Annotated in this window: 8 protein-coding genes; all 8 read right to left on the bottom strand. The window is 50.2% G+C overall.

Going from position 1 to position 23572, the window contains the following annotated elements; genetic code table 11:
• Positions 1 to 59 precede the first annotated feature (59 nt).
• The 8 genes from H8B09_RS31100 to H8B09_RS31455 all read right to left on the bottom strand — a co-directional run bounded on the left by H8B09_RS31100 (position 60) and on the right by H8B09_RS31455 (position 23174).
• Positions 60 to 1826 (bottom strand): cache domain-containing sensor histidine kinase, encoded by a 1767-nt coding sequence (locus tag H8B09_RS31100; RefSeq protein ID WP_318152727.1) that lies wholly within the window; start codon positions 1824 to 1826, stop codon positions 60 to 62.
• Between the two features lie 21 nt (positions 1827 to 1847).
• On the bottom strand, positions 1848 to 3422 hold the full coding sequence (locus H8B09_RS23770) for a response regulator transcription factor (protein WP_191206061.1): 1575 nt from the start codon (positions 3420 to 3422) through the stop codon (positions 1848 to 1850).
• A 272-nt stretch (positions 3423 to 3694) separates the two neighbouring features.
• Positions 3695 to 8212, bottom strand: coding sequence for an endo-1,4-beta-xylanase (locus H8B09_RS23775; protein WP_191206062.1), 4518 nt, complete (start codon positions 8210 to 8212; stop codon positions 3695 to 3697).
• Positions 8213 to 8521: 309 nt separating this feature from the next.
• On the bottom strand, positions 8522 to 10174 hold the full coding sequence (locus H8B09_RS23780; RefSeq protein ID WP_191206063.1) for an MGH1-like glycoside hydrolase domain-containing protein: 1653 nt from the start codon (positions 10172 to 10174) through the stop codon (positions 8522 to 8524).
• Between the two features lie 236 nt (positions 10175 to 10410).
• Positions 10411 to 11436 carry an S-layer homology domain-containing protein gene (locus tag H8B09_RS23785; RefSeq protein WP_191206064.1) on the bottom strand — a complete coding sequence of 342 codons (1026 nt, stop codon included), beginning with the start codon at positions 11434 to 11436 and terminating at the stop codon, positions 10411 to 10413.
• Positions 11437 to 11512: 76 nt separating this feature from the next.
• Complete coding sequence (locus H8B09_RS23790; RefSeq protein ID WP_191206065.1) at positions 11513 to 18151, bottom strand: DUF5695 domain-containing protein; 6639 nt, start codon at positions 18149 to 18151, stop codon at positions 11513 to 11515.
• A 315-nt stretch (positions 18152 to 18466) separates the two neighbouring features.
• On the bottom strand, positions 18467 to 19537 hold the full coding sequence (locus H8B09_RS23795; RefSeq protein ID WP_224753920.1) for an S-layer homology domain-containing protein: 1071 nt from the start codon (positions 19535 to 19537) through the stop codon (positions 18467 to 18469).
• A 127-nt stretch (positions 19538 to 19664) separates the two neighbouring features.
• Entirely contained in the window at positions 19665 to 23174 is a 3510-nt protein-coding gene (locus tag H8B09_RS31455) for a GDSL-type esterase/lipase family protein (protein WP_502572617.1), read from the bottom strand.
• Positions 23175 to 23572 lie beyond the last annotated feature (398 nt).

A 23572-nucleotide genomic window follows, 5' to 3' on the forward strand; every position in this document is an offset into this window, starting at 1 on the left:
TTTCAAGGGCTTGTTTACCGAATAAACTAAACATAAAGCTTTGAAAATTATATAGGTTGCTATGCAATCAACCCTTCCTTAACCACGATTCTGAACACGGTTCCCTCTCCCTCTTCGCTTGCCACTTCAAAATCGACCTTCTCTTTGTAATAAAGTTTTAATCGATAATAGACATTCTTAATGCCAACGCTTTCCCCGATGTCCTCGTTATTCTCCAGATCGCTCACGATCATATCCAGCTTCTCGGCCGGAATCCCCGCTCCATTGTCTCGTACCGTGCAGACGAGTCCCTCTGCGGTCATCTCGACCACAACTCGGATCAAGCCTGCCTTCTTCGACTTCTCAATGCCGTGAATGCTGGCATTCTCGACAAGCGGCTGAAGCGTCATCTTCGGAATCATTAAGCCCAACACCGACTCATCCGCTTCAATGCGGAAGTCCAGCTTGTCTCCGAACCGATATTTCTGTATCTCAAGGAAGCATGCGACAAGGTCCAGTTCGTCCTTGATCGTCACCCAATCCTTGCCCCAAGTGAGCGATCTGCGGAAAATCTTAGCCATATTCTGAATGATCTTAGCTGTTTCCTCTTCCTTCTTCATCAAGCTCCGCATTCGGATCGTTTCGAGCGAATTAAACAGGAAATGCGGATTAATCTGGCTCTGCAAGGCGTGAAGCTGCGATTGATTGCGCTCCAGCTGCAGCTCCTTCTTCTGAATATCAGCGATGTAAACATCATGAATGAGGCTCTTAATTTGCAGCGTCATCCGGTTGAATTCTGTGGTTAGCTGCCCGATTTCATCTTTGGTGTCCTGTCGTTCGATCGTTTCGAACGAATGATTCTTGACTCTCTTCATTTGCTTTAATATTCGAATCAGCCGCACGTTTAGTGACCGTGTAAACCAGATGATGACAAGCGTCGAGAGGAGAAGATTCGGAATAGCCAAATACAGAACGAAATTTCTAGATTTGTGAACCTCCTTCAGCACCGCAGACTCTTGGAATTCTCCGACTATTCGCCAGTCGCTCAGATAAGATACGTTCTCGAAATCTTCGTCTATCACAATCGTTCCTTTCGGAACAGGCGTTGAGGAGAAATCGGCCACTCTGGATGGGGTAATTGCAGCATTCGTCGAATATTGCACTTCATTTCCTTGAAGCAAATACAGATTGCCGCCTTCCAGTATTACGTTGCTGAAAATCTCTTTGATCGCTTCCGGGTGAAGGTCGATCTTCATCAGCTTCTCCCATTGTTCCGATCCTCTGGAATTGCTGATCTTGCTTATGACGCTCAGCACATCGCCGGAAGCGCCTAGATAATCGATTGTTGTCTTCGTCAAGAATGGCGTCGAAGGCTCTGAATCGCTGATCAGTTTGTACCAAGGCTGCTGTCTTGTCTGATTCGTTATCGGTTCAACTTGCCCGCCATAAATGATCGTGTTGTTGTTCGTATAAAGCGTAATTCGTTGAATGGTTTCGTAGACAGGACTGTATTTGCTGAGCATACCAATAATATAGGACTGATAATTAAGCACGTATGCAGCTGGAATCTCGTAGTTCTCCTCCAAATACTGGTTCAAGTACGGATCATTATAGATGACTGCAGAGATCCCGACAGCCGCGTCAACTTGCGCCATGAAATCGTTGCGAATCTCCTCGATGGCGAGCGAGATGTCTTTCATCTTCTGACGCTTGACGTTAGTGGTCGTAATGTCGTAGAAAATAACATTGGTCAGAATGACCGGGATAAATACAGACAAAAAATAAACGATAAGCATCTTATTTCGCAGTCTGACGTTGTTTAAGTTAAACGATTCTCGTAAGTTCACTCGCATCGACTCCACCGCCGCTCAATTCTTCTGGAACAACGCATTCTTGTATTCGGTCGGCGTTTTCCGTTCGACCTTCTCAAATTGGGTTACGAAGTAGTCGGCGTTGCTGAAGCCTACGCTCGAAGCAATCTCGTACACCTTCTTGTCGGTTTGCCGCAGCTGGCGCTTCGCTTCGTGAATTCGAAGCTGCAGCAGAAATTCATTGAAGTAGACGCCATAAGACTTCTTGAAGAGCTGGCCCAAGTATACCGAGTTCATGTAGAAGCGCTCGGCGATGCTCTTTAAGCTGATATTCTCGTTGTAATGATTCTCGATATATGCTTTGATCTTGCCGATGTCTCCCTTGCCTATCATGCCTCTAAGCTCTGAGATATACTTTGCGGATTCGGTCAGGAACCCTAGAAGCAGCTCACGAAGCCCCCGCAGCGTGCGGGGCTCGGTCGTCCACTCGAGCATTGGTTTAAGCGAGGCCAGCTTCTTCTCATCACCTTGCATCGTCTGTATGATCCGTGTCGCTCCGTGTACGCATCGGGACATTGCGGTCGATATCGATTCGAAGGCGAAGCTTTGCTCGCGGAAAGTCGCGAATATCGCCTCCGTCACCGCCTTCATCGCTTCTGCGTCATTCTCCTCCAATCGCTCCATAAGCTCGGTGAACAATCCGGAATCAACCTCTTTGTAATGCACAACGCTATCCTTGACATCGTCGTGAAGAATCACATTCTCATCGTCTTTGGCATATTTATGCTTCATTGCTTCCAATGCGGATAAGTACGACTGTCGAACCTGAGCAAGCTCCGGCACAGCTTCCCCAATGAAGATCTTCGGAACGGCATTCCCGATGCCGCCGCAAGCTCGGGCGAGCTCTTCGCCGATCCTCCTTGCTTCTTGAGCGTTGCCATTCGCTTGCACAAGCAGGCTCAACTCGAACTCGCCTCGAAGATGAATATAAGGCTCGTTGCGGGAAGCCGTTCGTGTCAGTACTCGGGATATCGCTCTCATCGCGCGCTCCGTCCGCTCGATTCGTTCAGCGTCGTTTGCTTCCCCCCGTACGTCATTCAGCTCTACGACGATATATCTGAGCGATAATCGCTCCGGCAATCCGAATGTATTCGCCGCTTCATGAATCGACGCCTCCTCCGCTCTGCCGGAGAGCAGCTTCTCGAACAGGGAAGCATGCAGCAGGGCATTGCCCGCATCCATTCGGGGCTGCTCCTTTCTCAGCAGTTCGCCGATTCGGACGAGCGAATCGACTAGCTCATTCTCGTCAATCGGCTTCAGCAAGTAATCTTGAACGCCATACCTGACGGCTTGCTGCGCATATTTGAAATCGCCGTATCCGCTAATGATGATGAACCGAATCGCCTTGCCTTGGCGAGCCTGAACCGCTTGAATCAGTTCGAGTCCGTCCAGGACGGGCATACGGATATCCGTAATGACGAGATCCGGCTCCGTTTGCTCGATCAGGGCAAGAGCTTCTTCTCCGTCTTCCGCTTCCCCTACGACCTCGAAGCCATAATTCTCCCAAGGAATTAAGCCCACTAGCCCTTTGCGGGCAAACATCTCGTCGTCGACCAGAATGACTTTTCTCATGAGCTCCTCCTATGTCCTTGACGGCATATGACCGTCGGGTATTAACTGAAATCGCTTACACCACTACTGTGAACCCTATATTAGCATAGGCTATGTCGAAAGGTAATGTATCTTATTGATCCAAACTAAAGTTTGTTTAACCAATTATAGAAACGCAAATGGGATGAAGCAGAGAGGCCTCTGCTTCATCCCGTTATGCTTTTTGTCTTCTTTTTGGTGCTATTCCTTCATTGCGTGAAGCTGTTGGTCCAGCCTCATCGGCATCTTGACGTTTACTTGTTCCACAACCGGTACAGAATGACAGCCGCTTCTGCACGGGACAAGGAAGATTGCGGAGCAAGGTTACCGTTGCTGCCAATGACGATGCCTGCATCGACAAGTGCAATCACGCTGTCTTGCGCGTAGGCCGATACTTTGGAAGCATCGCCGAATGCGTCCAGTGAGCCGCTGCTTGACAAAGTTTTGCCTGCGGCAGCAGCAGCGCGAGCGGCGAGAACCATCATGTCTTGGCGGCTAATGCTGCTGTTCGGTTGGAACAGGTTATCGCCCGTTCCCTTCACGATACCGAGCTGACGCGCGATGTTCACGGCATCGTAGTAGTAATCCGACTCGTTCACATCGCCGAATGTCGTCGCTTGCTCATTCGTGCCCTTCAGTTCAAGCGCGCGAACGAGCATTACGAGGAAGTCGGCTCTCTTGATTTTAGCTTGCGGAGCAAATGTCGTATCCGAAGTGCCGGTGATGATGCCTCGTGCAGCCATCGCTTCGATCGCTGACTTCGCCCATTGTACGGATTGGATATCGCCGAATGTTTTGACAACGAATGCTACAGCGTAGTTGCTGAAGTGCGTTGTCGTGAATACTACCGATCCAATTGCCGCATCGTAATGACTGTTAGCTACAGGAATAGCTTGACCGCTGCCATCGATGTACCAGATGATAATCGAATCCGGATTAGTCAGTTCCTCTGCAGTTGGCTTATACGGGATCGATACCTTGATCGGCGCGTTCGGATCGCTCCAAGAGATGACATTGCCGTCAACCAATGCTTCAAGATTGATAACCGGTCTGTCGCCGATTTGTTGGCGAACGGCGTCGCTGAGCGCTGCCGTCGAAACATCGGATACACGGATCGTTACTTTATCCGCAGCAGCTGCGTCCGTGTTGGCGAGCATATTGCTTGGGATGTCGATCGCAGCTTTATCCGTCTTAATCGAGATGACGCTCGTACCCGAAGCTTTCAAGCTGGCTGCCGGCAACTGCACACCGTAAGACGTTGCGCCTGCTTGAGCAGGAATTTCTACAGAAACTTGCTTGTTGCCTTCAGCATTCGCAGCAGCTTGCTTCAACGCTTTCGTCAGATCATCGTTCGATACGACGGATGTCGCTGCGCCATCCTTCATTTCAACCTTAGGTTTAACGGTTACCTGGCCATCTTTCGAGTCGATTGAAGTTTCCCCTGTCACTGGTGGAACATAGCCGCTTCCACTGCCATTGCCGCCACTGCTAGTGGTATCACCTAAACCGATAACCGTCCAGAATGCTGCCTTAGGTCTAAAGCTGTTGTCGAACAGCAAAGGCATACCGGAGCTGCGCCAGCTCTGTATATCGGCTTTGCCCCAGAAGGTAACACGGTCGATGCTCTCTGCATATTGTTTGTAGATCGTAAACAGCGTGCCGTATTGTTGTGCTTGTTCAGCCAACTTCGCTTCGTCAAGGTGATAGTTGTTGTTAGCCGAATAAGGAATGTCGAGCTCGGAAACGCTGATTCTAGCACCAGTCTCGACGAATCGCTTGATAGCTCTTTCCACTTCTTGAACGTTTACGTCTGGCTTGCTATTAATCCAGAAGTGAGACTGCATGCCAATGCCTTCAACTAACTTACGACCATCATAACGAGAATCTTGTTCCCATTGCGCGTTAAGGTCTTCAACCATTTGCGCAATTTCCTCGTACTTATAAGTCTCGTTGTAGTCGTTGTAATACAACGTAGCCGTGCTGTCGATTTGAGTTTGCGCTAAGTGTGCAAATGCGAATGCATCATAGATATAATCCGCACCGCTCTCGCCTTTACTCGCGTCCGCGCCATTGGCATAAGCTGTATACCAAGGTGAACCCGTACGTAAGCCTGTTCTCCAATCGCTGCCATCGAATTTGGCTGTGTTGTCGTCGAATGCTTCGTTTACAACGTCCCAAGAAATAAGGTTAGGGCTGTCGAAATGCGCGATTACGTTGTTGATAAAAGTTTCCATGTTCGCCTTGGCGGCTGCACGGGTGCCAGAAGTTCCTGTATTAATGAAAGCTGGAGTCTGTGAATGCCACACAAGCGTATGCCCGTGAATGGACTGGTTATGATCCTCAGCCCACTGAACAATTTGGTCAGAACCAGCAAAGTTATACTTGCTTAGATCCGACAAATCGCTTGCCGACGAGATGTTCCTCAATAGATTCTCAGGCTTCATCGAGTTCTCAGCGGTTACTACGTTATATTGCTTGTCGTACATCGTAGTCAGTGTTGCGTCAGTCGTTTGCGTAGGCTCCATGATGTTGCCGATTTTGAAGTATTTGCTGTATGCGTCTTTCAGCGATGGTAGAGTAAGATCCCACTGCGCCGTTGGCCACTCATAAGGGTCTGACACAAATGAAGAATTATCAGTAACCCAGTTTACCAGAACTTTACCGCTATCATCAGTGATCTTAATGCTGTTTAACAAAAAGTCACTACTGCCCGATGTTCCGCGAATAGCAATGTTACCAATTAGCCCTTGTGCAAGTTCGCTTCCGCTCATGGTGAAGTCGACATCATAGTCAATCGCTTGAGCTTTTACAACCCCTGCACCAGTGAATGAAGCTGGAAGTCCGTTAGCCGTTATACCAACTTGATAGGTGCGGCTAGTATCCGCTGTGACAACTGCAACATCTCCTGCAGTATAACCGCCATTGTCATTGCCAGTAATCCAACGCACACGATAACCGCTTGCGCCTGTGGATGTAGCGTTGAATGTAAGGTGATATTTCGCGTCTTTAACGGGTGTGAAAGCTGCTGCGTCGCCAGTAGAGAAAGGCCATACAGAACTATCAGTTCCCAAAATAATGTTAGCGCCCGACCAGCTGTCCTTGTTTGATGTTAATGAAACATGAACACCAGGAACATTTGACAACGATTTAGGAGGCATTGCTGTTCCGCCTGCAACGGTAACAGTAAGTGTATCGATTACAAATCGGGACAAACCAGGGTCGGCTTGTATTCTAAGCCCAGATGTTTCGCCTGTGTCTGCAGCCGCTGTTCCGTTATAATTTAATGTGAATGTGCCAGCTGCATCAGCTTGCGCTAATGTAGCATAAGGACTGCCAGATGTGCCGAGAACGATTTTTGCGCCGCCAGGAATAGTAACGCCATTAGGAATATGCCCTGTCATTGCAACAGTGTAAGCAACGTCCGCTTTCAAGCCAATTGCGGAAGCTTTAACATCAATGCCTTCATAGTTAAGCGTTCTATTGGAAAGGTCAAGTGACACCGTGCCATTCGTATTCGACACAGCGTTGATCGTTAGGTTGCCTGCACGTTGCAAATAGGTACTTCCACCGCCAGAAACTAAATCAGCAAGCCCAGCATCCAATTGCAAGTCGTAGGCTACAACAGGCTTATCCGAAGCCGGAGGTGGAGTTGTTGGTGTCACTGGAGTGCCAGTTGACTTGTTGATGACTGTAATGTTGTCCACATAGAAAGGAACGTTTTGGGCGTCTGCGTTTGTTTGAAGTCGGAAATAGGTATTATCCGCAATGGCTGCGATGTCGTCAGATGTAAAGGCAGCGGTATATTCGAGCGAAAAGCCGCCCGTAGTCAGGCCTTTATTAACGAGCCATTTGTAATTGTCCTTGTAGGTTGCCGTTCCCCATTTGTTAGGGCTGCTGAGCACGATTTGCGATGTGGCAGGTACCGTCGCATTGCTGTCTACGTGTCCGTTTACTGTGAACGTATACTCAGCCCCAGCGGTCAAGCCGAGCGATTTCATTTTGATGTCTACGCCATTGTAATCGCCGGATCTCGCGGACAAATAAATAGCTTTGCCGTTCTTATGGATGACAGGCCCGCCGCCGCTGCCTTGAAGAGTGCCTGTCCCATTGAAGGAGGAACCGTCCGCTGCTCCGCTGATCTGCGTATCCGTCTGCATATCATATACGACAGAAACACCAGCAGCGATTTTAATATTGTCTACGTACAAAGGAACGTTTTGGGCGTCTGCGTTTGTTTGAAGTCGGAAATAGGTATTGTCCGCAATGGCTGCGATGTCGTCAGCCGTAAAGGTAGCCGTGTATTCGAGCGTAAAGCCGCCCGCAGCCAGCGTCTTATTGACGAGCCATTTGTAATTGTCCTTGTAGGTTGCTGTTCCCCATTTATTAGGGCTGCTGAGCACGATTTGCGAAGTGGCAGGTATCGTCGCACTGCTGTCTACGTGTCCGCTTACCGTGAACGTATACTCCGTTCCTGCTGTCAAGTTGAGCGATTTCAACTTGATGTCCGCACCGTTGTAATCGCCCGTTCTTTGACCTACATAAATCGAGTTGCCGTTATCATGAATTTGTGGAGAACCGCCGCTGTTTTGAATGTAGTTCGTATAGTTGAACTCAGAATCTGCCGCAGCTCCGCTGATGCCCGCATCCTGCTGCATGTCATAGACAACCGTACTTGCATCTGCCGCATTCGCCTTCTGCGCAATCCCGATCTGAGGCAACAACAATGCAGCCGCAAACACTAACATCAAAATCTTCTTTAATCGTTTGTCCATCGTGTGACTTCCCCTCTTAAGTATTTGTTCTAACGCTCTCAATAAAGAGCCATCATACTAAAGCGCTTACACAATGAAAAAGGAAGCGAACTTCTTTTCCACATTCTTGATCTTATCGTGACAATGTAAGCGTTAAAATGTAAAAAATAGAGATCGTACTTAGGAAATTAAAGAATTATCGAGAACACAAAAACGACCATGATCCAAACCGTCCAATTGGCTAGTTTGGGTCATGACCGTATAACAAATCTATTACACGCTTAATCTTCCATTTATTTCTTGCAGCGGGGCATAAGATGACGAACCCCCTCATTCATAGGTTGGCATGACGACGCCGGGCGCTGACTCGACTTCGAATCGTCCATCTTGCAGCCGCAGCACTTCGTTCCCGGCGATACGAAGCGGCAGTTCGACGCCGTCTTGGAACAATCGCCCTTCGATCAGCTGAACCGTCATTCCGATTACCTTGCGTACCCTACCAGCGCGGTCGGTCACGATGCGGACGCCTGCCGGAAACTCGCACAATAGCTCGCCATCGCGATAGATCGCACATGTCTTGTGCGTATTATGCAGCTCGAATCGTACGCCATCCACATTCCGCGAATATGCCGTTTCATCCGCCAGCTTCACGCCGTGATCTCGCGCTTGCGGCATTAGAGCGGTGAACCATAGCTCCCCATCTGGCGTTGGAACGATACCGCATAACCGCTCGATGTAATCGAGTACGCACAGAATAGCCGGCGAGTACGTTTCCGTGAAGCCTTCTTCCCCAGTCCATGGGCTTAGGCATTGACCGAAACGCTCCATACGCGAGATAGCCGAAACAATCGGCTGCAGGATCCAAGTCAGCTCTACGTGCCGGCCATGCTGTTCAAAAGCTTGCGGCGCGCGGATAAGGCTAAGGAAATTAACCGCCCCTGCCCACGTGTTATAGCTCGAGAATGGATCGAACCGCGGATCATCGATCGCAATCGAGGTCAGCGGATACTTGGCGAAAAATTTGCGCGTATTGAGCAAATACCGCTTAAGCGCAGCATCGAATAACGCGGCATCTCCCACCTCGCAAGCGAGTACGCGCAGCAGCACATCGGACTGAATGCGAACGAATGCGCCATGCCGATCCACATCGTAGAAGAAGCTGTCCTCTTCATGGAAGCAATGCTCGAGCAAGCTCGCATGCGTCTGCTGTGCCTTCTGTTCCCAAGAAATCGCCGCTTCTTCTTGCCCTAGTTCCGCCGCCATCTTCGCCAGATACTTCCGGCCGCAGTAGACGCTTGCTGTCAGATCAGGTGCAAGCAGCGGCAAGCTGGGAACAGCCGGATCATAACGCTTCGGATCGTCCATATAAGGTGTATCCGGTACATGCCAGAAACGCGGCGACAGATCATGTCCCGTGTCGTACGCGCAGAACGCTTCTACGCAGCCTGTGCCACGAGTATCGCGGTACTGCGCGAGCCAATCATCGTACCTCGCGAGCGCCTCATACATCTGCGCTAGAAACAGACGATCCCGACCGTTCAACCGATAATGGTTCCACGCGCTGCGCGCCAGCGGCGTCACCAGTTGAATTTGCTTGAACACAGCGCCATCAGCCGTAACCTTATAAGGCAGCAACCCGTCCTCACGTTGTAAGCGGGCGAACTGTACGAATGTCGATTGCGCCGTCTCCGGCGCAAATCGCGCCAACAGCTCAGCGTTAATCGTTCCGGTGCTCTCTAACCAGCAGCCGAAGTAAATGCCGCCCTCTTGCAGAATGGCATTCCCTTGCCCATCCGTCTTCACACAATCTGCGAGCTTGTCTACGGCAGCGTAATAGACATCCTCTAATCCCTTCGGGGAGGCGGTGAACTTCACGCCCGATCGGACGAATTCCTCTTGCAGCGCATGCCCTGCTTCCGCATCACGCACGCCTGCTCGGGATACCACGTCAACAGCTCGCATTGTCTTAAGCAAATCGCTCATGTCAGGCTGCTCTCCTTTTTCCCACTCGGTCACAAAATGTGCATTCATTATATCGAAACCACAGAGAGTTAGATATCAACAAAAGTAAAGGCAATCCTTATAAAACTTTAGAGAATTCAAAGCCTTACACCGATCACCAGTACCGGAAGCATTCGAGACCAGCTAAGAACGCCAATAACGTTTCTGCATAAAACAAGCCGGACACCCTATTCGGATGCCCGGCTTAATAAATTCCTTTATCCCTTCTGCCCTGCCTGATAGTCCAACGCAGCCATAATAATCGTTACGGACTCTGCCCGACTCGCGTTGCTCTTCGGTGAGAAATTGTTGCCGCCGGTACCTTTAATAATGCCCGCATTCACAGCGGCCACTATCGAAGGCTGCGCCCATGCAGGAATCTGGTCCGTATCAGCGAAGGTTGGCTTCCCTTGCGCATTCATCTGCAGATCGAGAACGCGTACGAGAATAGCCGTCATCTCGGTTCTCGTAATAAGTTGGTTCGGACGGAAGGTTCCATCCGCATAGCCGGTCACAATACCCGCTCCTGCTGCTTCAGCAATTGACGTCTTCGCCCATTGCGGCAGCATCGCCGCGTCAGCGAATTCAGGCGTTATTCCTGTTGCCGATTGTAAGGTAAAGGCATGTGTAATCATCGTCGTAAACTCAGCTCGGGTCACCTTATTGCCAGGACGGAACGTTCCATCCGGGTAACCACTCGTTATGCCTAGTGCTGCGGCACGTTCAATTGCCTCTTTAGCCCAATGTCCCTTAATGTCTGAGAAAATCAACACATTGGGATCATCTTTAACCGCTGCCGTTACTTTAGGCTCTAACGTAACCATGTCCAGCTTAGAATCAACGAGCTTAATATTGCTTAGCTTAATAGCTGTTGCCCCGGCACCTATACGTTTAAAGGTTATCGCGGACAATTCCACGTTACCCTTCTCGCCGCTTGTTTCACCTATCTTCGTATGCGCAATTCGGATCGTATTGGCGCTAAGGATAGGCTGCACCGAGAAGCCTGCAATCGAAGTTTCCGCCTTGCTGAATGCTAGGATATTCTCGTCATAGGACAATTCCAAATCATAAGCGTACATATCCATAAGCCCATGACCTATAATAGACAGCTTAACATCCTTGTCCGTAAACTTAAGCTTTAACTCGAATGTGGCATTCGTGTCTTGAGCCATAACAGTCCCCACAGGCACTCCCATGACAAGGATGAAGATCGACAATAGCATTATTAATCTGCGTTTCAACATGCGAATCATCCCTTCATTAAAAGGAGGAGGAAGGCGCCGCAGCACCTTCCCGCTTCATCCCACTATCAACGATTGTTTATTGCTCTAACCAATTTCCAACAATCATACGTGCTACGGCTGCCAATTCGAGAATCGTAATCTCATGATTATCGAACAGGTCTGCTTTCTCTACGATATCCCAACCCGGTTGATCTTTCTTAACGCCGTAGTGCTTGGCGATGATCGACAGATCTTGAATCGTAATGGATGTCGCTCCAGGTACAAGCGTCACAATCGTTGAAGCGAATGCCGATACAGCATTATTCAATGTTACGACCGCTGCATCAACCGTCGACTGTGAAGCTCCGCTGTTCTTCACGTTAATCGCTGCTGTAATGGCCGCTTGCAGGTTCGTGATTGCAGCTTCTGGATATTGACCGATTTTGTTGCCCGCCGTTGCCTTAGCAGCTTTAGCTTGAGCCGCTGCAATCGCTTGATTCAATGCTCTTACATCAGCCGTAGGTGTAGGAATTACGCTCGCTTTGAATGTGCTTACGGCTGTCGCTAATGCCGACACAGCTGCGTCCACATCAGCTTGCGTTACTGTGCTGCTGTCACGAACAATAGCTGCATCGTCAATCGCAGCTTGAAGTGCAGCCTTCGCGCCTGCTGGATATTGGCCCGGAGCTGATCCTTCCACTGCAACGCTCAATGCTTGCTCAGCATCCGTTATTGCTGTATTCAATTCTGCTTTATTGATATGGATAACTGAACTATTGAAGGCTGTTACTGCTTCTTCGAGTGCAGCAGATGCTTGAACAACGTCATCTTGTGTTGCTGCTCCGTCTTGCGCCACTGCCGATGCACGATCAATTGCAGCTTGTAAGATGGCGATGGAACCAATCGGATATTGACCTTCTTGATTTCCTTCAACTGCCGCATCAGCAATGGCTTGAGCCGCTGCGATGGAAGCAATCAATGCCGTCTTATCTACCTGTACAACTTGTATGCCTGCCACAGCCAGAGAGGTGTCGAGTAAGGAATACCGACTTTCGTCACCAACCATTTCCTGTTTGGTTATCGCGACATTAGTAGTTCCAGCAGCTGCATCTGCCTTGGCTTTGCCGTGAAGAACGAATAATTCGCCGTCACCTGTCAAGAATGTTCCGGTGAGTCCCATAATAATAAGGATTTCACCCGTTTCCGGTTTCACCGCTGTCTCAAGAACTTGGAGTCCAGCCCGCGAAGGCGTAATTGAATCTGCATCTAAGACGTTAACCCCATTATCTAGTGAAGTCGCGAACGCAAGCATAGCTGGGTCGTACTGCAACTCCACGCTCAGCATATTGAAATTATGCGCCAATCCCGTTACGCCAACTGAAAGATTAATAGGTTGACCCACGAACACGGACGATGAAGGACCGCTAATGCTGGCCATTGGATTCTGAATCTGCCCTTCCGGAATAACGACTTCCTTATCCGAGCTGGCATTCAGAGAACTGGTTGCCATATACCGGACCCCATACGCACCGGCGCTGAGGCCTGTAACCTCCGTTCCTGTAATGGCCGTATAGGCTTCCTTGCCTGCTTTCCTATACTCCATTGCCGTTGTAACACCAACGAGTTTACCATCATTACCGCCCAATACGGTCGGCGCAACCCCTGCTGGCGTTGTTGGTGCCGGCTGATTCTGCTTGGCTGCCGGTTGAAACACTTCCCACTCCCATAGGCCAACGCCATTACCATCCCGGGCTTTCTTCGTCATCGTAACACGCAGCGATTTGACCTCCAGAGCCGGGTCGAATGCGAAGAGATTGGATGAACCGACAGGAGTCGTAAGAGCTATGATGCCTGTGGTAACCGTCCCTGCCGTTACCCATGCATTCGTCGTGCTATTCTTCGGAATGTAAGCGAACGTGTACTTAGTAGGCGCTAATATACCGCCATTATCCGTCCACTGCATCAGATTGGAGCTCGAGATGGTTGCGCCCTGCGGCCAATCATATTGCACCCATTCCTCCGAGCTTGTATTGCCCCACGAACCCCAATGCGGGTTGCTTGTCAATGATTTCAATCCATCATTCACCGCAGGAAGACTCTCCCACGATGACGTGTAGCTGGCCGAGAGACTCGCTGCGAATGCCATATTGTTATCGCGTGGAGTCAGCAATCGCAGATCTGTCAGCAGCTTGTTAATGGCTTGGGCAACATCCTCTTCTGTCGCTTCCTTGTTACTCATCACAGCGGAAGCGCCCGCCTTCGCATCAGTAATCGGCGCAAGACCTTGATCGACGAAGTTCGCAGCTTTAAGAGAGTTGGCGAAGTTAAGAACCTGTGCCAGCTGCGACTTGTCTGTCGCTCCCGTATAGCCATTGACCTTCCATTCCAGAATGCCGGTTCCCGCTGTGATCGGCTTCATGTCGATACGAGCGCCTGTAATGTATGCGGGCTCAAAGGTAGTCGTGTTGTATTTATTCAACGCGTTGCCAAGTCCCGCTACTGCTCTTGGCGTGTACCAATTGCCATCCGCGTCACGAAGCTGAAGCTTCATATCCGTAGGCTGGAAATTCCCCGAACCGTCTCGGAACACATAGACATCCATCGAGGAGGCAAGGAATGCTTCATCCCATTGATACATCACCCATGATGGATCTCCTTCTCTGCCCCAGTTGTGCCATGCGCTGTTGGAAGCACCTTTGGTCGGTGAGAAATCCGATGAGCTCTTAGGATCGAAGCCGTTATTCATCGCTTCAGGATATCCGTCACCACCAGAGTAACTAGCAGAAGGCCGTGCAGTCAGCGCGTTGTTGGAAGGCTGCGATTTCACGACATATACCGTGACGCGTACCTTCACTTCGCTGTCTACGATTGTGCCCTCGACTACGAATTCGCCTGTCTTCGCATAGCTGGCTGGATCAACAGCATTCCACGTAATTGGACTTGGTTTATATCCATCATTAGTCAGGATATCCGTCTGTGTCGGTAGTACCGGAGCTGCGTTCAGTTGAGTCACAACGCTGAATGCCTTGTATGCGCCATCGGTGTCTCGTGCGATATTAATCGTTACATCCTTGCTGGACGTCTTGCCTTCATCGGTCGCTGTAAAGGTAAACACATAGATGCCTGCCTTGCTTATGCGGGCATATGCATTTGTTTTGTCCCCGTTCACAAAAGTAACATCCGCTGCGCCATCCGGTTTCTGCTTCACCGTCCATCCGTACGTCCATACCGGTTCATATACCGCGCTGTACACCGGATCCGCTGTCGCCATACCGGCTAATTTGAGAATACTGTTATTCGCAGCATCCAAGGCCGCTGTCACTTCGCCGATTACCGGGGGCTGTTTGTCCGGTGCAGCGACCAATGTGAAGGTCAGCTCGTTAGAACCACTCACTTGCCCGTCATTGGCGGTAAGTCTGACCGTATAAGAGCCTCCCTTAGTACCGTTGGCCCGCGTAACGGTTGACTTCGGATTGGTGAAGCTCAGCTGGCCGCCTGCCGGCGTGCTTACAACCTCCCATTGGTAGGTCAACGTGCCATTCGGTGCGCCGTCATCGGTCACATTTCCGCTCATCTCAAACGGAATCATCGCTTGTGGGCTCGACGTCACCATCTCTGCACGAACTTGAGGAGCTTCGTTTGCACCCGTAACTGCCTTCTCAATTGTCAATTCAGCAGTTGGCGCGCTGTTCATCTGGAACATCGCCGTACCTTTATTGTTCTGAACATACAACTGTCCGGCATCTTGATCATCTAATTTAATCGTATAATAGCCATTCTTCAAGCCTGCTCCATCGAATGTAATCTTGGAAGAATGTTCGCTCTTCGCAAGATTCGAGAGCTGCAGCTTAAACGAATTGCCGTCTTTTTGAATGTCCGCATTCTCGATTTTGTCGCTTTCCGAGACGAGGTAGATTTGTTCATCGAGTAAGTTGATACGCTTGCCGAAGCCGTCCTTTGGTGTGATATGATAAGCGCCGTCTTCTTCAGTGACCAGAGCGCCATATCCGAACAGTCCAAACACCGGGTCGGTAACAATATCTGAACTGATACGCAACAGCGAGCCATAAAGTCCTTCCTCTGATTCGCCGGAGAAGTCCTGCCAGCCATTGTTCATAACGCGAGTGCCGCCGTCGTTGACGTTCTTGGTACCTGTTCCGCCCTTCTGAGCATTATATCGCCAAGAGATGCCGCCTACAGACTGTGACGAGATTTGCCCCATATTGATCGCGTTGAAGTTCGAAATCTTGGCCGCATAGTTGCGTTGTTGTGCGGTAGCCGTCTGTTCCGCCGTTCTTCCGTCATTCTCATAGCGGAGCCAGTCATCCATGATAGACCCTGCCAAGGAAGCGGTATATTGAAAGTTCCACCAGCCTTCGCCGGCGCGGAATACAGGTACGGAATAATAGTACCAGGTAGGCTGAATGCCCCGCATAGCACGAGTCTTCAAGTCAGCCATTCCCATGCTTGTAAGAGCTGCGGTCGCCCGCGCATCTTCAGGGTAGTAGGTGCGCAGCGCTTTGGCTGCGGCATATGCCCCTTCTTCGCCCGTATTGTCATATTCGAATTCGGACCCGTAAGGATAAGACGCGTTGGTTATGTTCCGGCCTTTGGTTTGGGCGAACTTCTTCTTCAGATTCTCATACTCCGTCAGCATTCCCTCTTCTTTCAGCGCCTCGATCATATCGGGTATCTGCTGTTCGCCATAGAATCCGACAGCTCCGCTGGAGACGCGGTTATAGTAAATGCCGTAGGCCTTCTCCAGATAGTATTGCGGCGTCTCGCGATACTTCAACAGATTAGGATAAGCCTTCTGGATCCGATACATGTTGAAATAGCCGGTCGATTCCATCTGTTCGGAGAATGTCCGTACATAAGGGGCTGATGAATTCGTGTAAACGCCTGAATCTTTGAGGTAGTTCGCGACCGTAAAGGTCTTCTGCGTATCTTTCATATACGTTTCCCACATGAAGTCGATCAGGTAGTTCTCAATGGATCGAATTTCATTCGGATCTGGATCAAGATAATTCTTCATCGTCATGAAGTTAATATTATCGTGGCTCCAGTCATCTCCCCAATGGCTCGTCGTCATGTCCATTCCGGTTGTCAAATACCAGTCACGGTAGATGCCGTAGGTAGCGCTGTTCGGGTCCTTATCCTGTGTTTTGTCTACCATAAATTCAGAGTGAGCTTGCGATGTTTGATCGAGCTCGGCAAGAATATTGAATTCGAACTGCGTAAACTTATTCGCTTGTTCAGGATCGGCTTTCAGCTTATAGTCCACGCGAACGCTGTTATTGCCGATATTGCCGAACTTGAGCGAATAGATATGATGCTGTTCACCGTTAACAACCTTGGTTTCCACGAATTGTACGGATTCTGAATATCCCGGATTTCCGTCGGGAAGTCCGCGGCCGGCACGGGAATTGTTGACCATCTGAGCCCTCGTCGAGCCAGACTTGATCGTCGGAATATGTGCGGCATCGAATGGATCATTTTCGTTAACAGACTGAATATCTATCGACTGAACGTCTATAAGGCTGTCGTCGTAATGCAGATCCAGCAAGACGGGCATATTGATCGCAGCTTGGAAGCCAGGCAGCGCAACGGCATCGATCATGCCTGATTTGTACAGGGTGGAGCGAAGGTTAGCCTCACGGTCTTCCATCGATGTAGAAGCATTATTGGGACTTTGAGCGTTGACTTGCGGAGAGTTGTCGCCTGCACGTACAGCCGAGAACTTGAACTTGTAGGTTTTCTCCTGATTAGGAGCCAGAACCAAGCTGGTCGCATCGGTAAAATATCCACGTCCGGTTTTCTGAATGTCCTTGGAATGGATATAGAGCACATTCAGCCCTGGGAACCAGCCGCCGCTGTCGCCAACCCAGTTGGAGTACAGACTTCCGTTGCGCAGTTCGCCTGTGTCGCCCAACCAGTAATCCACATATTCAATGCGTGCGCCGCTTTCGGGCACTGGGGCGAACATCATGAAATTTCCTTCGCCGCTCGTGCGGATCGCATAGGAATAACCGCTGTCGGCACCGGCGAAATTATGCACCGTCACCCGGTTGTCGTAGGTATCGGATTGATTGGCATACTTGTTATTCCAAGGCATCGGCAAGCCGATATCGCCGAACTCCATATATTTGCTGCTTTTGTTCTTGACCGTGATTTCCCACAGCATCGAACCGTCTGCGGTATCCGTATTGAATACAGACTTCACGTCAAAGCCTTTCATTGCTCGAGCCGTTGTGGAGTCCAAATTCTGTCCAATGAAGTTGACTTCCACTTTCTTGCCGTCTGATGAAGCTGTCTTCGAGAAGTAGGGGTTGGTCGCATTAATGGTCGTGTACTTGGTTGATCCACCAGCGGCCAATGTTTTGTTCGTATCCACTTCTACGAATCCAGTTCTGTCGTTAGGGAATTGAGCGCTGTCACCGGTGCGATAAGAGAACAGCATTTCGCCCATCCATTGGTGCTGAACGTCGTTCTGTGGCGATGTATTGTTAGGCAAAACAAAATTGATCGGCTTGCCGCCTTTGTTCGTCGGGTTATTCTGAATATATAGTTCTTCAATCTGCCCTAAATCACCGATCTTGGCAGAAAGACTAGCGTTGGAGATACTATTCGCTTCTGCGGCTGCCGAAGGCACCGCATTAATCCCGAAGGGCAGCACTTGAAGAACCATTACAAATGCAGTAGCCAGTGACGTCAACTTTGTGGTAGTCGTTTTCATCTTAGCCTCCTGTTTACAATTTCGTAATTAATCCGATCTACAAGCGTCTCAACAGTTCTGCCGTCTAAACGCTAGTATTTCTTTCTAGTTCGCCTCACCTCCCTTCAGGATAGCCAGCTAAACGTTTAACTTTGAAAGCGCTTTATCGAAATTATAAAGGATACACCCAAGGATAAATATCAGCATATTCAACCTGTTCTTTAGGATTTTCAACCTTATCAGAATTGTCCATGCGGGTTGATTAGTAAGAAAAAGGGAGGTCAAGAAGCACCTCCCAGATTCTACCCATTTTCGATTTTTCTACAATAAAACAGACTAGCCTTTCTCGCCCGCCTGATAGTCCAACGCAGCCATAATAATCGTTACGGACTCTGCCCGACTCGCGTTGCTCTTCGGTGAGAAATTGTTGCCGCCGGTACCTTTAATAATGCCCGCATTCACAGCGGCCACTATCGAAGGCTGCGCCCATACCGCAATCTGGTTCGTATCTGCAAAGGTTGGCTTCGCTTGCGCATTCAATTGCAGATCGAGCACGCGTACGAGAATAGCCGTCATCTCCGTCCTCGTAATGAGTTGGTTCGGGCGGAAGGTTCCATCCGCATAGCCGGTAACAATACCTGCTGCGGCTGCTTCAGCTATCGCCGTCTTCGCCCATTGCGGCAGCTTCGCCGCGTCAGCGAATTCAGGCGTTATGCCTGTTGCCGACTTCAATGTAAATGCACGAGTGATCATCGTCGTAAATTCGGCGCGCGTTACCTTATTGCTAGGACGGAACGTTCCGTCCGGATATCCACTCGTAATGCCGAGCGCTGCGGCGCGCTCGATTGCAGCTTTTGCCCAATGCCCATTCAGATCGGAGAAATTGATTGGTTTTACTTCTTTAATAGGGGTAATCGCAATGCTGGCAGACACTTTAGGCGCTGCTGTCTCCGTCTTCAGATCGCTTGTAACGAGCTTGACGTTGTCCAGCGTGATGCTCGCATCGCCAGTCGATTTGCCAGAAGCGATAAACGTAATGGTTGCCAGTTCTACCGTTCCGCTTAGACCGGCCGTTGTGCCAATATTGGTATGGGCAAACATGAGTTTGCCGTCCGTCGTATCCTTCGGTGGAATGGAGAAGCCGGATATTGCACTTACAGTCTTCACATAGCTCAGCAGCTTATTATCAAATGACAGTTGTAATTCATAACCGTATACATCCGTTAGATTCGTGCCAATAACTTTCACGCTCACCTCCTGCCCTTCAGCAGATGTCTGCGAGCTCGCTTCCAGCGTGAAAGAAGTTTGTGCTGCCAACGCGGATAATGGATTCATCAACGTCAATAGGAGTAGAAGTACGATTCCGATCAAACCTGCTTTGCCGTATCTATTATGGATGCTGAACATGCAGCTGGACCCCCCTTCCTCTTGTCCGATTTGAGAAGGAGGAGGCTTAATAGCCCCCTCCTAAACACTACAGATTACACTTACCGCCTTACTAGAATCTCAACCTGCTACATTCCCTTCGCGAACCCTATTTCTTCGACAAAATGCCTTGCGCCACAACAACCAGATCTTCCAGTCCAATGACGTTGTCGCCATTAAAGTCATAATGCTTGTAAACAGCGTTCCACTGCGGATCTTCGGACGACTTGCCATATGCTGCGGCAACGATGCCGAGGTCGCCGATCGTAAATGCGCCGTCTCCATTCGCATCGCCAGGTTGTGCAACAATGACCGAAGCTGCAAAGGCATTCATCGCTGCTGTCAATTGCTCAACAGCCTGTGCAACTTGCGCCGGCGTAGCCGATTGGTTTGCTGCCACCGCCGAAGCTGTCGCAATCGCGGTACCGAATGCATCCTTCACTTGCTGCGAGTACTGACCAGGCTTAACGCCGACTTGCGCCGAATCGTATTGCGCTTGCGCGCTGGCGAGCAGCGACGCGAGCGCTGTTTTGTCCGCTTCAACCCAGATCTGAACCGCTGCGGTAGCTGCACCAACTGACAATTCCGCACCTGTGCCCGTAGCTGCCGTGTTCGTAATCGAGATCGCCGTCGATGCCGTCTCTCCCAGTGCCTTGGCCTTCCAGTTCAGCTTGAAGAGCGTCGTATCCTTATTGATGGCATTGCCTTCCCCTGCAGATGCTGCAATAATATGAACGCTGCCTGGCGTGTCTGTGCCCACATCTACCAGCTGGAAGCCTTCTACCAGGGATTGCGCTCCGAGGAACTCGAGTTTGTCCGCATCATAGCTCACGATAATGTCCTGTGCGTAGATATCCTCAGGGACGTTATGAATCTTGTAATCCATCGAGAACTCGGAACCGCCTACTACCGTATCTGGGCTGCCGGATAGAGAGGCATGGAATTGTTCGTCTACTCCGTCCACTGTAACAAGTGCAGATAACGGAATGTTTAATCCCTTAACCAACCTTGCTACCATCTCGGATACTTTGATCGCGCCGTTCATCTGTAAGTGCGTGTTGTCTTCCGTTGTGTTGACCCACAAGAAAATATCCTTGGTGCCTTCTGTACCAAGCTCTTGGAAGTACTCCCAACTCGCCTGGTTCAGGTCCACTAACAACGTTCCTGTTTCTTGTGCGGTTTCTTTCATCGCCTGCACGTATTCCGGGAAGCTCTTATTCAATGTCTCACCCGTGAAGTCACGTCTGTTCACCGGCGTAACGAGCACTGGCGTTGCACCCCTCTGAACCGCACCATTGATGTAATCCTTGAGATATACCTTGAATTGCTCCGGTGTCAGATAACGCTCTGGACGAACCGGCGTGGAATCGTTATGAGACCATTGCATGAACAGATAGTCGCCTTCATGAATGTCCAGCAGGAGATCATTGAGGTAACCGCCCACCATGAAGGTTTTGCTGCTCAATCCGCCTACCGCACGGTTATCGATACTGATCTGATTCAGGTCAAAATAATTGCCCAGCGTCTCGCCCCATCCCGCTTGCGGACGATAGCTTTCTGCATAATTGGCAACCGTGGAATCGCTCGCCAAATAAATAACCGGTTTGTCGCCTTTGCCGTTATCCGGCAGACGTTCAATCGTCATTGCATTGATCTTCGGCGTGTTGCCTGCGAAGTCGAAGTTGAATACACCGTCGATCAGCGCGACGTCATACGTGAATTGCTTGAATTCGCCTTTGGCTACCGTTGTAACCGGCAGCTTCGGCATTTGCTCCATCGTCACGCCGCCATTCGTCGATTCCTGCGAATCGCCGATCGTCATCGTAACGCGGTAATTCGCTGGTTTCATCTCAACCAGGAAGGACGTACCGTTGACGCGGGTGAAGTCTTCCGTAAGCGCATCGCCCGTGTTACGGTTCTCGTCTACGACAAGATTCGTATCCGCGAAGCCATATCCGTTACCCTCCACGTACGCATGGTTGCTATCGACCTTCAGATAGCCTTGGGCTGCACTGCCGGAGCCAAAGTCGAATTGATATTTGCTAATATCGCCTGTAGGCTCACGGGTTAAGGAATCCCTAGCGACCGTAAGCATATTCAGGGCATGATCCACCTGAGCTTGCGTTGCTGGCGTTCCGATAATCGCTTCAGCAGCTGCCACAGCTTTGTTCAATACGGCAACAGACTGTTCTGTGTAGCCCGACAGATCCATCGCTTTGATCTCTGCATGCAGCGCAATCAATGCGGCTTGATCAGCGGCCGCCGGCGGAAGCTCTTTGCCTTCGATTCGTACATTATCGATCATGGTCGTCCAGCTCAGCGTACCGCCGCCGCCTTTTCTCGTGCCAAGGAAACGAATCGCTCTTACGTTATCCGCATATTTCGTTCCCGCACTCATCGGAATATCCTTGATCGTCTGCTTAAGGCTCGGGTTCGCCAGGCTCGTCAATGTCAGATCGATCAGCTTATCGGCGAAGTTAATGGTGGCATCCACATTGACCCACTGATTTCTCTCGATCGTCGTTAATTTGCCGCCTTCCGGTATCGTTGTGGTGCCAGTACCGTAGTCAGGCGCATATTGGCCTGCATAATAACCAATGGACTTGTTGGTGCTCGTATTCGTGTATAACGTCAGAATCAAATTCTCGTTAGCATCTTGCAGCGACAGATGCCCCTCAGAAGGACTCGCCGTTACATTTCCTGAATGCCAATCGAAGTTCACATGCACGATGTCTCCGTTCACCGCATCGAACAAACGGAACGTCTTGGCGCGGTTACCGGATCCGCCGCCGGTAACGGACAGCACCTTGCTGCCATTTTGCTCCACCACAGAGGCTCCTAACGTCCCTGCTATACCCGTAGAGTTAACCATCGCATATTGGACGGCATTCGGATCGCCCTCGAAGTCTTCGAAGTAGCTTTGCGTTTCCGGCTCTGGTTCTGGTTCGGCAATGTCCGGGTCTATAACGAACGGCGAGATGCTAAGACCCATGCCCTTCACAGCACCAGCCACCAATCCCGCGATGACTTTCGCGCCATAAGTGCTGAAATGCGTATTATCGCCTACCCCGCTTGGATATTTCGGATATTCGCCAGGATTCGCATACAGGAATATTTTCTCTGTAGCAGCCAAGCCCACCTGATTGTACTTCGCAATGCTTAACTGGCTTAGATCAATCAGCTGCACGCCAAGCTCTTGCGCCACCTCTTTGGCTGCTTGGACGTATTCCGGGAAGCTCACGTTAAACTCTTGGGTAACCGTATTGAAGTCTCTGCGCCCTACCGGCGTGAGCAGCACTGGCGTTGCGCCGCGCTGACGGGCACCGTTTACATACCGCGTCAGATACATTTTGTAATCAGCCGGGGATGCATAACGGTCTGGAATTCCGACGCTTGCATCGTTATGACCGAAGGAGATGAAGAAGAAATCCCCAGGCCTGATCTGACGCAGAATCGTATCGAGACGACCGTCTACGAGGAACGACTTACTGCTTCTGCCGCCGATCGAGTGATTATCCACAACTACGCCATTCGAGAAATAACGGCCGAACTCTTGTCCCCAGCCTTCTTGCGGTGCTTGTGGAGCACTGTAAGACTGCATGGTCGAATCGCCAGCCATATAGATCGTCGTTGCAGCGCCTGCTGTTTGTGCCGGATACTTCTCAATGATGATTTCCTGCACATGAATCGCACTGCCTGTGAAGTTGAATTCCAACTGACCGTCTACCAGCGCAATGTCATAAGAATAGGTGAGCGGCTCGCCTTGCTTCACATTGGTCACAGCCAACTTCTGAACGTATTCGGACTTCACGCCAACGTTCGAATCCTGTGTATCGTCACCAAGCTTAAGCGTTACCTTATAGTTCGCATTCGGCAGATCGACCGCGAACTTCGCATTTTCCGGCAGGGTAACTTGATTGGTCCCTACTGTAATGCCGCTTGTTGATTCGAAGCCATAGCCGTGATCAGCTGTGTACAGGGTATCCTGCACAGATGTTGTATTAGCCTCGGACGCCG

Source organism: Paenibacillus terricola, assembly GCF_014779765.1.
GTDB lineage: Bacteria > Bacillota > Bacilli > Paenibacillales > Paenibacillaceae > Paenibacillus_T > Paenibacillus_T terricola.